Source organism: Gluconacetobacter johannae, assembly GCF_014174305.1.
GTDB classification, from domain to species: Bacteria; Pseudomonadota; Alphaproteobacteria; order Acetobacterales; family Acetobacteraceae; genus Gluconacetobacter; species Gluconacetobacter johannae.
On record NZ_JABEQH010000017.1, the window covers coordinates 1 to 12,115 of the forward strand.

Consider the following 12,115-nt stretch of genomic DNA (forward strand, 5'->3'; position numbering starts at 1 on the left):
TTTGAAAATGCGCGCTGGCGGCGATCCGACGCGCGTTTCCTGCGCTTCGATGCTCACGGCCGATAAGGCCGCTCCGCTTCGGTGCTCGAAAACACACGCCGGGCGCTTCACTACGTTCCGCTCTCGCTCGCCAGCCCACATTTTCAAACAGGCTCTGAGCCCGGTATCCGCAAGCCCACCCGCATAGCCCCGACCCACAACGGCGCCGTGCGGGTCGCACTTTCGTCGTCATGACGACACGGACCCATATCCGCCCGCACGGCAGCACGTTCCCATTCTCTATATTTCAATACATATAGACGCCGTCGCGGCATGGCCCGCGCCGGGCCGGATTCTTCATGGAACGCGACGATCCGGAATTTGTATTTATCATCTCATTTCATGTTATTTTAAGAAATATATGGAAACCTCTCTTAAATTTGATTGAAATATCATAGTTCAAACCGAACGTTCAAAAAACTGTTACGCCCCCTTGTGTTACCATCCCGGAATGATAAAAATGCTCCATCATTCTGGGCCAATCGTAAAAATAAATTAACTCTATACCGTAGACTCACTACACGCCAGGAAACCTCGCCCTTTTTCGAGAAGAACACCCGTCTGTTTGTTTTTTCCAAGAAATAATCACGACAATCGAGATACCGCGCACGACGTCGAACGTGCGCCAGGGCTGTGGCACGCATCACAAAATGCATGTGCAAACGCACCTCGCCTTCACGAGTTGCGTCGCGACAGAAAAAATCCTTTTAAAATGCTAGGGAAAACCATATCCGCCCCGACAAGACCCAAGCGAGATACGTTGCTAAATTGCAACAGATTGTATCAAACCATCTCACTCTGAAACTGATCGTAACGTTTTTCCTCGACGACGAACGCGCGTTCATTGAAATCTTGCGAAATTCAAAAAAAGAGGGATTCGCAATGAGACCTTTGAGGGCTCCCGAAAAGACAGGATTGCGCGCGTTCTGCAGCTTTCTCGCACTGGGTGCCGGGTCGATGGCCGCGGGCACGGCGCATGCACAGTTGATCTCGCAGCCGGCCACGTCATCCGGATCGCTGATCAGCTCTCTCCACCGGCAGGGCACGACCACCAGCCGCACCTCGAACGGCACCGAGGAAATCCAGGTCACCGGGTCCCATCTCGCCAACCGGGCGACTGCGGAAATTGCGCCGATCACGACGATCACGGCGCAACAATTACAGAATTCGTCGGCGACGAATCTGGAAATGGCGCTGCACAACATCCCGTCCATGGGTTTCGGCGGCACCTATCGCACCAACGTCAATGCCGGCGGCGGCTCCACCTGCACCGACTTCCGCTCGATGGGCGTCGATCGTCTGCTGGTTCTGGTCGACGGACGCCGCGTCGTCAGCGGCCCCAACGGCTGCGCGAACATCAACGCCATTCCCATGGAAATGGTCGATCGCGTCGTGTTCCTGAAGGATGGGGCTTCGTCGCTCTACGGCGCCGACGCGGTGTCGGGCGTGCTGAACATCATCCTGAAGAAGAACTATTCGGGCACCACCGTGAATTTCAACGGTGGCATCAGCGGCTATGACGGCGACAGCCCGCAGGCCACCGCGTCGATCACGCACGGTTTCAATTTCGACCACGACCGCGGCAACATCACCCTGAACGGTACCTACAACTACCAGGCGCCGACACTGGCCACGAACCGCCCCTGGGCCCTGCACAGCGGCATCGTCATGCCCGGACCTGGCCAGCCGATTCCCCAGAGCGGTTCGATCCTGACTCCGGGCGGGGCCTTCTATTCCATGAGCGGCGATCCTCTGTTCCCCGGCGCCGATGGCGGCGGGATCTATACGAACGGCGGCGCCGGCGGCCCGGCGAACAGCTATCGCCCCTTCACCCCCCAGGATCGGTACGACTACGCCAAAGACACCTGGATGGCGGACCAGAACCAGTTCGAGAGCATCACGGCGAACGGCCGCTACGACCTGACCGACCATGTGCAGCTCTACCTGCTGGGGACCTGGACGCATACCGATACGCTGGCGCAACTGTCCGGCGACCCGATCGCCAACCCCTCTTCCGAGGCGGCGAACCTGCCCGACGCCGTCATCATCCCGGCCGGCCTGCCCGGCAACCCCTTCGGCCAGGACGTCGGCTGGTATAGCCGCCCCGCCGGGCTGGGCAACCGCAACCAGCAGTACGCGGACGACCAGTACCAGATCACCGTCGGCGCGCGCGGCGACATTCCGCATAGCAATGGCTGGACGTGGGATCTGTACTATTCCTTCGGCAAGGACGTGCAGACGTCATCCATGCCGGGGTCGGTCAACGGCGTGGCGCTGGAACAGGCACTGGGTTTCCGCCAGACCGGCCTGCCGGACTCGCTCGACCAGGGCGTCTACGACCCGTCCGTCTGCTCCGCCGCCGCCGGTTGCGCCCTGATCAACCCGTTCAGCCCCGCCACGGGAATCAGCGACCAGGCCCGCAAGTTCATCACCTACAATAACGGCGTATCGTTCTCGAACGAGATGCGTGACGTGCAGCTTCTGCTGCGTAACAACCATCTGTTCCGCATGCCCTACGGGCCGGCGGGCCTGGCATTCGGCGTCGAACATCGCAGCCTCGATGCCGGATCGACGACCGATCTGCTGAACATGAACGGATATGCGCTGAACACGGTCACGAACCCGACCTCCGGCGCCTATAACGCCACCGAAGTCTACGGCGAACTCAGCGTCCCGCTGCTGCGCGACCTGCCGGGCGCGCAGAACCTGGCCGCGAACGTCGCCGGCCGGTTCTCGCACTACAACACGTTTGGCGAGACGTACAACTGGTCGGGCGGCCTGATCTGGTCGCCGGTCAACGACATCTCGTTCCGCGTCAACTACGGCACGGGCTTCCGCCAGCCCACGATCTCGGACCTGTATTCGGGGCAGCAGGTTTCGTTCCAGAGCGCGTATGACCCGTGCGCGACCGATCTGATCGGCACCAGCGCCAACCGCATGGCGAACTGCATGTCGCAGGGCGTTCCGGCGGGCGGCATCAACCAGACCAGCGCCGACCAGGTCCGCGCGTTGATCGGCGGCAATCCGAAGGTGCAGCCGGAGATCTCGCGCACCTACACGATCGGCACCGTCATCCACCCGCACTTCATCCCGAACCTGTCGTTCACGGTCGATTACTACCACACGTCGATCACCCACCAGATCGGCACCTTCCCGGCGCAGGACCTGCTGGATTCGTGCTACGACAGCGCGGGCCTGAAAGGCCCGACCTGCTCCAACCTGGGCAGCCCGGCGCGTGACGCCAGCCACCAGTTGCTCGCGTTCAACGACACCACCATGAACATGGGCGGCCTGCGTACCAGCGGCCTGGATATCAACGGCAGCTATCTCTACCGCATCGACCCGATGAACGCGATCAACCTGGGGGTCGATATCTCGGATATCATCGGCTACACGGCGCAGAACGAGCCCGGCCAGCCCTACATCAACTTCCTGGGCACCGACGGACCGCCGCAGTCCCCGACGTCCCCCGGCACCTTCGCCATTCCGCGCTGGAAGGCCAATGCCAATGCCGCCTTCACGCACGGGCGCTGGACATTCAACTACACGATGCGCTTCATCGACGGCATGGATTACTATCCGCAGTCCAGCTATAACGCCGAAACGACGCGCTTTTACCACACGAACATGGTGTTCTACCACGACATCATGATAATGTATCACAGCAACCACTTCGACGTGACGGCCGGCATCAACAACGTTGGCGGCAAGATTCCACAGTATTTCGCCATCGGGCAGTACTGGAACACCGACACCAGCGTCTATGACTACATGGGACGCTACTACTTCCTGCGGACGTCCACGCACTTCTGACACGCGCCTGCACAACCCGGGGGAGCCGCCCTGTGGCTCTCCCGGACCCATGGCGCGACCCGGCAGCGCCTTCCCTCGCCAGGGACACATCGCCTTCCGGGTCTGGAACCGGGGCCGGCCATGCGCTATCCAACCGTCATCATCGGCGCCTGATCCCGACCTTTCGCGGACCCCGAGCCCATCGTTCCGGAGTTGCCCCCATGCGGCACAGACCCACCATCGCCACCCTTCTGCTGGCAGGCGCCGCCCTGCTGCCGGGTGCGGCGCATGGCGAAGCCCCCTTCGATTTCGCCCACGCCCCCGGCCAGTTGCCCAAGACCGTGGTCCCCAGCGCCTACCGGATCGACATCGCCGCCGACATGAAGCGCCTGACCCTGGGCGGGCATGAAACCATCGACGTCACCGCCAGCGCGCCCATCGGCAGCATCACGCTGAACCAGGCGGGGCTGACGCTGCTGTCGGCGAAGCTGGACGGGGTCGCCGCCGCCATCACCCAGGACGACGCGGCGCAGACCGCGACCCTGACCCTGCCGCATCCGGTCGCGGCCGGTCCCCACACGCTGGTCATCGCGTACAGCGGCCCGATCCCGGCGACGCCCAACGGCATCTATTATGACGATTACCGCACCCCGTCGGGCCAGACCCACCGCATGCTGGTCACGCAGTTCGAGGTCGCCGACGCCCGCCGCATGTTTCCCGGCTGGGACGAACCGGCCTTCAAGGCCACGTTCCAACTGACCGCGACCCTGCCCGACAGCTACGTGCCGGTCAGCAACATGCCCGTGACCGCGTCCACGCCGGTCGGCGGTCACGCCCGGCGCGTGGTCTTCGGCACCACGCCGCGCATGTCGACCTACCTGCTGGCCCTGGTCGCCGGCGACATCTCCGCCGTCAGCGGTACCGGCGGCGCGACGCCGATCAACGTCTACGCCCCCACCGGCATGCAGCGGAACGGCGCCTACGCCTTGCAGGCGGCGTCCGCGATCCTGCCGTACTACAACGATTACTTCGGCATCCCCTACCCGCTGCCGAAGCTGGACCTTCTTGCCATTCCCGGAAATTACGAGGCCGGGGCGATGGAAAACTGGGGCGCCATCACCTTCATCGACGACGACCTGCTGTTCGACCCACACACCAGCGCCCCCAGCACGCGGGAGCTGGTGTATCTGGTGGTGGCCCATGAAATGGCGCACCAATGGTCGGGCGACCTGGTGACGATGGGGTGGTGGGACAATATCTGGCTCAACGAAGGGTTCGCGACCTGGATGGAGACCAAGGCCACCGATCATTTCAACCCGACCTGGCAGATCTGGCCGCGCCAGCACGCCGACCGCGAACAGGCGATGGCGCAGGACGCCCATCCGTCCACCCACCCGATCCAGTTGGTGATCCACGACGTCAGCGAGGCCAATACCGCCTTCGACCGGATCAGCTACCAGAAGGGCGAGCAGGTCATCCGCATGACCGAGGACTGGCTGGGCGCCGACATGTTCCGCGCCGGCATGCGCGCCTACATGAAGGCCCATGCCTACGGCAACACCACCAGCGCCGACCTGTGGGCCGCGCTGTCGCAGGTCTCGCACCAGGATGTCGCCGCCGTCGCGCGCAGCTTCACCGAACAGCCGGGCATTCCGCTGGTCAACGTCGCGCGCCGGTGCGACGCCGGCAAGACCGTGCTGAGCCTGACCGAAGGCCGCTTCACCATCCACGACCCGCACCCGCTGCCCGCGCGGTGGAACATCCCCGTCACCGTCGGCGGCCCGGACGCGACGGCGCAGCGCGTCATCCTGCGGCCGGAGACGCCCGCGACCCTGGCCTTCGCCGGGTGCGACCAGCCGCTGAAGGCCAATCTGGGCGAAAACGGCTATTACCGCACCGCCTACGACGCCGCGTCGCTGGCGGCGCTGGCGGCGGCGTTCAGCCGCCTGGACGCGACCGACCGCGCCAACCTGCTGGGCGACCAGTTCGCGCTGTTCCAGGCCGGGCAGGCCCCGCTCGCGGCCTATCTGGACCTGGTCGCCGGCCTGTCGGCCGGGAAGGACACCAGCATCGCGGTCTGGCAGGACACGATCTCGCACCTGCGGCAACTGGACACGATGGAACGCGGCAGCCCGCAGCGCCCGGCCTTCCGGGCCTTCGCGCGCGCCCTGCTGGCGCCGCAGCTGGCCCGGCTGGGCTGGATGCCGCGCGAGGGCGAATCGTTCCTGGACACACTGCTGCGTCCCGAACTGATCGCCGCCCTGGGCCAGTTCGACGACCAGGCCGTGGTGGCCGAGGCCCAGGCGCGCTTCGCCGCCTGGCGCAAGACGCCGTCGGCGCTGGCGCCCAGCCTGCTGGACCCGGTGACCTGGATCGTCGGCCGCCATGCCGACCCGGCCACCTACGCCATGCTGGCCGGCCTGGTCCGCAGTTCCAGCGACACGGAACAGAAGCTGCGCTTCTTCCGCGCCCTGGCGGCCTCGCGCGATCCGGCGCTGGTCGCGCAATCGGTCCGCCTGGCCTATAGCGGCGCGATCCCGAACGGCCGCATCGTGCACATGCTGGCGGCCATCGCCACCGGCAGCGACGATCCGGACCGCGTGTGGTCGCTGGTGCAGGCCCCGCAGACGCAGAAGCAGATCCGCGCGCATCTGGCGCCCTGGTCGCAATCGTCCCTGCTGGCCACGGTGGCCGGCCAGTCGGTCAATCCGGCCATCGCCCAGGCCCTGCTGGACGACCCCTCCACGACGGTTACCACCGGCGCCACCATCGAGGCGAAGAAGGCCGCCGACCTGATCGCCGCGAACGCCGACATCGCGGCGCGGGCCCAGGCCGCGCTGGCGGCCTGGCTGCCCACCCGCCCCTGACGCCGGCCGGGTGGCGCGCGGCGGGGCAGTCCTGCTAGGATACATGCCCTGCCATCGCGAAGGATTCCCGGCATGGACCACGCCATCGCCATCATCACCGGTTTCCTGCTGGGCCTGTTCGGCCTGATCGTCTCGGCCATCGCCGTGATCGAGCAGTTCGTCCGGACCATCCTGGCCAGCGTGGGCATCGTCGGCGAATTGCAGACCGCGCTGCTGGTCATCCTGCTGGCCGGCCTGATCGTGGGCGCCTTCCGCATGTTCGGCGGCATCTTCGCCGTGCTGATCTGCACGATCCTGATCCTGATGCTGGCGCACGCGGTGTTCGCGACGACATTCCTGCCTGCGGGCGGATCCGTATGAAAGCACATGGATAGCCTGCCTTGGGCGGGACGATTTCCGTAGCGCCGGGTCGCGTCAACAGTCACCGGACCCGACGGGGGCCTATCGCGGCCTGCGGAAGGCCACCCGCCGCGACAGGCCCGCGGACACATGTCGGACCGACGCGACATAGCCCGGCCATGCCGGTGTCCGCATGCCGCTCCGGCGCATCGCCCATGCCCCGTGCAACCGGCGCTGCGCGCCGAGGGGGGCGCGCTTCCGTTCCTCCCTTGCGGCCATCCACTCGCTGACGAGGATATGACCGATGATACCAGCTGCATGACTCATTGATCGGGCCCTCCCTCATCGGGTCTCACAAAAAAACCGGCGGACAGCGTCAAAGTTCCGGCCGGATGCCGGGCCGGCCGGTGATGCGCGCTACCCTGGATGCCCGCCATGACCACCATCGCCATGGCCGCCCCCGCCGGGACCGCCGCCATGACCACCCTCGCCATGACCACCACCGCCGTGACCACCATCGCCATGGCCGCCCCCGCCGGGGCCGCCACCATGCCAGCCCTCGCCATGACCACCACCGCCGTGACCGCCCTCGCCATGGCCGCCCCCACCGGGACCGCCACCGCCATGGCCGCCCCCACCGGGGCCGCCACCATGCCAGCCGCGATCACCGCCGCCATGGTCGGGACCATAGAAGGGCGGCGGCCGGCCCGGCCTGTTCCCCCCGCCCCGTCCCCCCCGATCGCCGCCGCCCCAGCGATCGCGGTCGGAAAACCACGGGCGGCCACGATAATGCGCGCCCCAGTAATTACCGAAGACGAAACCGGCCAGCGGCAGGCCCACCATGGGGCCGTAAGTTGCCAGCGGCCCCGCCCCGCCATTGTACAAAACCTGGATCCGGTCCGGCGGCGCCCAGCCGCGATAGGGGCCGTCGGCGATGTCGCACCAGCCCCATCCCGGTTCGCACTCGAAAATCTCGATCGGCGTACCCGGCGGCAGCGACCCGACCACGGGATAGTTCGGCGACGGCCCGGCGAAAACATCGGTCCCGCCGACGATGACCCCCGGCGCCGCCAGTGCCGGGGACGCGACGCCGCCCAGCGCCAGAACCGTCAGGACGGCCTTCAAACGATGTTTCATCCAGGCCGCGACTCCATGATGCGATGGTCGCTCAACGATCGCAGAGTGGGCAGGTTGCGCGCAAATGAAAAGCCCGCCGCGACGCGGTTTGCAAATCCCGGATCGCAATGGTTAAGTGACCGCGCCAGATGACGCGAACGTGACGGAACCCATGACGATCGACCCCAGCAACGAACCCCGCGCGCGCGCCGCGCAGGTTGGGCGGAACGGGGCCGCATGCCGCCGGGCCGGCGCCGCCCTGCTGCTGGCCATCGCCGCGGCGCCGGCCGCGCCGCCGGACGCCGGGGCGGCGACTGCCGCCGGCGTCCCGGCCATGGCCCCTGTCACGCCGCCCCTCGGCGCGACCTCGGATATCGCGCCCTCCCCCTCCCCGCGTCCCGAGGACTTCCGTTTCGTCGAGGATCTGGAACGACGGACCTTCACCTGGTTCTGGGATGCGGCGAACCCGAAAAACGGGCTGATCCCCGACCATTATCCCTCGCCCGACCGCTTCGCCAGCATCGCCGCCGTGGGGTTCGGCCTGACCGCCTACGGCATCGGGGCGCAACGCGGCTACGTCACGCGGGACCAGGCGGCGGCCCGCACGCTGGCGACCCTGCGCTTCCTGTATCGCGCGCCGCAGAACGCGGCCGAGGACGGGGCCGCCGGCTATCACGGCTTCTATTACCATTTCCTCGACCCCGAACGCGGCACGCGCTTCGCCCGCTGGTCCGAACTGTCCAGCGTGGACACCACGCTGCTGCTGGGCGGCGTGCTGTTCGCCCAATCCTATTACGACCGCGACACCCCCCGCGAACGCGCGATCCGGCGGCTGGCGGACGCGCTGTACCGCCGGGTGGACTGGTCGTGGATGCGGGCGCACGCGCCCTTGCTGGACATGGGCTGGACCCCGGCCGGCAGCTTCCTGCGTAACGACTGGGACGGCTACAACGAGGGGATGCTGATCTACCTGCTGGCGCTGGCCTCGCCCACCCATCCGGTACCCGCCGACACCTGGCAGGCCTGGACCGCGACCTATGCGCGGCAATGGGGCACGTTCCAGGGCCAGACGCTGCTGAATTTCGCCCCGCTGTTCGGCCATCAGTACAGCCACTCCTGGGTCGATTTCCGGGGTATCCGCGATGGGTGGAGCCGCACGCACGGCGTCGATTATTTCGAGAACAGCCGCCGCGCCACCTACGCCCAGCGCACCTACGCCCAGGCCAATCCCGGCGGCTGGCGCGATTACGGCGCGAATGTCTGGGGGCTGACGGCCTGCAACGGGCCTGGCATCGTCACCCTGACGGTGGATGGCCGCGCGCGCAGCTTCCAGGCCTACAGCGCGCGCGGCGCCGGGCGCGACTATATCTCGGACGACGGCACCATCGCGCCGACGGCGGCGGGCGGGTCCATCGCCTTCGCCCCGGAAATCGTCCTGCCGGCGCTGGAAGAAATGAAAGACCGCTACGGCGCGCGCATCTACGACCGCTACGGCTTCGTCGACGCCTTCAACCCCAGTTTTCCGTCCGGCACGTCCTACTGGGCCGATACCGAGCAGTTCGGCATCGACCAGGGGCCGATCCTGCTGATGATCGAAAACTGGCGCACCGGCCTGGTCTGGAGCACGATGAAGAAGAACCGCTACATCCGCGCCGGCCTGGCCCGCGCCGGCTTCTCCGGCGGCTGGCTGGACGACGCGACGCGCCAGGCCCGCGCCGACGCGCCCCCCGGCACCAGCCCGCACATGTAAGGTCGGGCTGGGCCCTGGCCGGTTCGGGCAGAACCCGATTGTCCCCCGCTACCAGGCTGCGCCGAAGATCAGCACGCAGGCATAAAGCGCGATGATCCCCGCGATGCCCCCGATCATCACCGACCAGTATCCGATCGAATGGCCAGGCGTCGTGGACAGCCGGCGCGCAAGAATGTCGGTCATGGATGCCCCCTTTGTTCCCGAGGCGGTTTCTCGACCCCCTGCAGATGGGCGCCCCGGTGGGGCCGGCAAGACGACGCGGACGGCTCACCCGGTCACAACCGCACGATCGGCCCCCTTGTCCGAGGCGGGCATCGACAGGCATGCTGGCCGCGTCTGCATCCGCGAAGGAGCTTCCCGACATGCGTATCCGCCTGTTCCTGTCCGCCCTGTCCGTCGTCGCCCTGATGGGGGCGGCCGCCCCCGGTTCGGCCGCCCCCTGCCGTGACGCCAAGGGCAAGTTCGTCACCTGCCCCAAGCCGAAGCCGGAAAAATGCCGCGACGCCAAGGGCAAATTCACCAAATGCCCCGCCGCCCCGGCGACACCGGCCCCGCCGGGCTGATCGGGTTCCGGGCGGGTGGCGTGACAGACGTCCCCGCCCGCAGGGCACGGTGCAACTCCCAAAGCCGCCAGTCGTTCGCTGCCCACACAGGCGCCTCGATGGAGGAATGCGATGGGACGCCCCGCCCGATACGCGACCCGACAGGCCATGCTCGCGCTGCTGGCCGTCCTGGCCAACCCGGCCATATCCCTGGCCCAGTCCACCCCGCCCCGGCTGCCGCCCCCGGCAAATCCGCATAGCCGGACACCGGCCGAGCGGATGGGCGACATGCCGCACATGCATTGCGCCAGCGAGATGTCGCCGTCGCGCTGCGCCCATCAGGACATGCTCGGCCCGCCGCCCGAACACCGGCCCGAAGCCGGGACCACCCCGCCCCCCAAAGAAAAGCCGGGCCCACAGCCCCATCGCACGGTGCCTGCCCCGCCGGGTCGCTGACCGCCAGCACTGGACCGCGCGACCGGCAACCGACCCCGCGCGCACGGCCCGACGGCTGCGTCAGCCTCGGGTCCGCGCCCGCCGCAACATCCACATCGCCGCACCCGTCACCGAGAACAGGCACAGGGCCAGGCCGTTCAGCCCGACAAGCACGCTCCAGAGGTCGCCGGCCCACGTCGCGGACAGCCGGTTCTGATGCAGGATCCGGATCCAGGCATACAGGCGTTGCCCCACGCTTTGCGTGCCGGGATCGGCCGTCACCGTCATGGCGCCCGTGTGGCGGTCGATCCGGAGGGTTGTGGGCCGGTTGGCGCCATATCCCGGCTGCACCACGCGCACGGTGAACGGGCCCCGCGGCGCCCCCAGCTGGATGTCGCTGATCGTATCGTGCGGCCGGGCCTGGCGGATCGTCGCCAGCGCCATGTCCAGCCCGTCCTCCTCCATCGCTCCCGCATCCGCCGCGTGACGGTGGCCGCGCTGTCCGTCCGCTGCCATGGGCGGGCGTCTTGGCCCCGCCCCGCCGCCGGGAAACATGTCGGGGTAGCAGATCATCACCCCGCTGCCGGCCATGAAGCCGAGCAGCAGGAACATCCATGCCCCCACCGCCAGGTGCGTTTCCCGCCACAGCCTCAGCCCGCGCGCCTTGCGCGAAATCATCAGGCCGCGCCGCCATAATCCCGATTGCCACAGGTGGCTGCGCGGCCACCAGAGCACGATGCCGCTGACCGCCATCCCGACCAGGAAGACGCCGACCCACCCTATCGGCCCGCGCCCGACCGGCAGCAGCAGCAGGGCGGTATGCAGCCGCATGACGAAGCCGTAGACGACGCTGCGCTTCTGCATGCCGACCACATGGCCCGACGACGGATCGACCAGGATATTGAGGTCGGGGCGACGCCCGCCCGCCGGGCCGAACCCGACGCTGGCCGGGTCATGGGGGCCCTGCGGCGGCGCATAGCGCAGCGCGCTGGTCCCGGCGGGCGCGGCCGCGCGGGCGGCCTGGACCAACTGGCTCGCAGGAAGCGGGGGGCCGGACCAGGTGATCTGCGGCCGCCCTGGCGCCTCCTGCGGCAGCACGACCATCAGGAACCCGGTCAGGCCCTGAAGGGCGAAGGGAATCGCCAGGGCCAGCCCGATCCAGCGATGCAGTTTACGCAGGAGCCGCATCAGGCGACCCCGCGAATGGTCATGCATGTCATCCAGGTCATACCAAT

Annotated in this window: 9 protein-coding genes; 6 read left to right on the plus strand and 3 right to left on the minus strand. The window is 67.3% G+C overall.

All coding sequences use genetic code 11. The features are described 5' to 3' along the window. Positions 1-996: 996 nt before the first annotated feature. The 3 genes from HLH21_RS12410 to HLH21_RS12420 all read left to right on the plus strand — a co-directional run bounded on the left by HLH21_RS12410 (position 997) and on the right by HLH21_RS12420 (position 7,058). The gene (locus HLH21_RS12410; protein ID WP_182944072.1) at positions 997-3,852 is read left to right on the plus strand and encodes a TonB-dependent receptor plug domain-containing protein; all 2,856 of its coding nucleotides are present in this window, start codon (positions 997-999) and stop codon (positions 3,850-3,852) included. A gap of 200 nt (positions 3,853-4,052) precedes the next feature. Beyond that, a complete protein-coding gene (locus tag HLH21_RS12415; RefSeq protein WP_182944073.1) occupies positions 4,053-6,698 on the plus strand; it encodes a M1 family metallopeptidase in 2,646 nt (881 codons plus the stop codon). Positions 6,699-6,770: 72 nt separating this feature from the next. Beyond that, positions 6,771-7,058, plus strand: a complete 288-nt coding sequence (locus HLH21_RS12420; protein ID WP_182944074.1) for a hypothetical protein — start codon at positions 6,771-6,773, stop codon at positions 7,056-7,058. Between the two features lie 396 nt (positions 7,059-7,454). Here the strand turns inward: HLH21_RS12420 and HLH21_RS12425 are convergent, their stop codons facing one another. Next, positions 7,455-8,174 (minus strand): SH3 domain-containing protein, encoded by a 720-nt coding sequence (locus HLH21_RS12425; RefSeq protein WP_182944075.1) that lies wholly within the window; start codon positions 8,172-8,174, stop codon positions 7,455-7,457. Positions 8,175-8,487: 313 nt separating this feature from the next. Here HLH21_RS12425 and HLH21_RS12430 point away from each other — a divergent pair, with 313 nt between their 5' ends. Beyond that, positions 8,488-9,903, plus strand: a complete 1,416-nt coding sequence (locus HLH21_RS12430; protein WP_182944171.1) for a glucoamylase family protein — start codon at positions 8,488-8,490, stop codon at positions 9,901-9,903. 48 nt (positions 9,904-9,951) lie between these two features. On the opposite strand, the gene HLH21_RS17170 is transcribed toward HLH21_RS12430, so the two are convergent. After that, entirely contained in the window at positions 9,952-10,086 is a 135-nt protein-coding gene (locus tag HLH21_RS17170) for a hypothetical protein (protein WP_264811521.1), read from the minus strand. 179 nt (positions 10,087-10,265) lie between these two features. Here HLH21_RS17170 and HLH21_RS12435 point away from each other — a divergent pair, with 179 nt between their 5' ends. Together HLH21_RS12435 and HLH21_RS12440 are read left to right on the plus strand one after the other, a co-directional pair. Then, a complete protein-coding gene (locus HLH21_RS12435; protein ID WP_182944076.1) occupies positions 10,266-10,466 on the plus strand; it encodes a hypothetical protein in 201 nt (66 codons plus the stop codon). A gap of 111 nt (positions 10,467-10,577) precedes the next feature. Further along, complete coding sequence (locus tag HLH21_RS12440) at positions 10,578-10,901, plus strand: hypothetical protein (protein ID WP_182944077.1); 324 nt, start codon at positions 10,578-10,580, stop codon at positions 10,899-10,901. A gap of 60 nt (positions 10,902-10,961) precedes the next feature. Here HLH21_RS12440 and HLH21_RS12445 read toward each other — a convergent pair whose 3' ends face one another. Next, positions 10,962-12,095 carry a PepSY-associated TM helix domain-containing protein gene (locus HLH21_RS12445; RefSeq protein ID WP_182944078.1) on the minus strand — a complete coding sequence of 378 codons (1,134 nt, stop codon included), beginning with the start codon at positions 12,093-12,095 and terminating at the stop codon, positions 10,962-10,964. Positions 12,096-12,115 lie beyond the last annotated feature (20 nt).

Excerpts from the sequence above, each read along its gene's own strand:
- HLH21_RS12410 (WP_182944072.1), top strand. The coding sequence starts at position 997 with ATGGCCGCGGGCACGGCGCATGCACAGTTGATCTCGCAGCCGGCCACG.
- HLH21_RS17170 (WP_264811521.1), bottom strand. The coding sequence starts at position 10,086 with ATGACCGACATTCTTGCGCGCCGGCTGTCCACGACGCCTGGCCATTCG.
- HLH21_RS12440 (WP_182944077.1), top strand. The coding sequence starts at position 10,578 with ATGGGACGCCCCGCCCGATACGCGACCCGACAGGCCATGCTCGCGCTG.
- HLH21_RS12430 (WP_182944171.1), top strand. The coding sequence starts at position 8,488 with ATGGCCCCTGTCACGCCGCCCCTCGGCGCGACCTCGGATATCGCGCCC.
- HLH21_RS12420 (WP_182944074.1), top strand. The coding sequence starts at position 6,771 with ATGGACCACGCCATCGCCATCATCACCGGTTTCCTGCTGGGCCTGTTC.
- HLH21_RS12425 (WP_182944075.1), bottom strand. The coding sequence starts at position 8,174 with ATGAAACATCGTTTGAAGGCCGTCCTGACGGTTCTGGCGCTGGGCGGC.
- HLH21_RS12435 (WP_182944076.1), top strand. The coding sequence starts at position 10,266 with ATGCGTATCCGCCTGTTCCTGTCCGCCCTGTCCGTCGTCGCCCTGATG.
- HLH21_RS12445 (WP_182944078.1), bottom strand. The coding sequence starts at position 12,095 with ATGCATGACCATTCGCGGGGTCGCCTGATGCGGCTCCTGCGTAAACTG.
- HLH21_RS12415 (WP_182944073.1), top strand. The coding sequence starts at position 4,053 with ATGCGGCACAGACCCACCATCGCCACCCTTCTGCTGGCAGGCGCCGCC.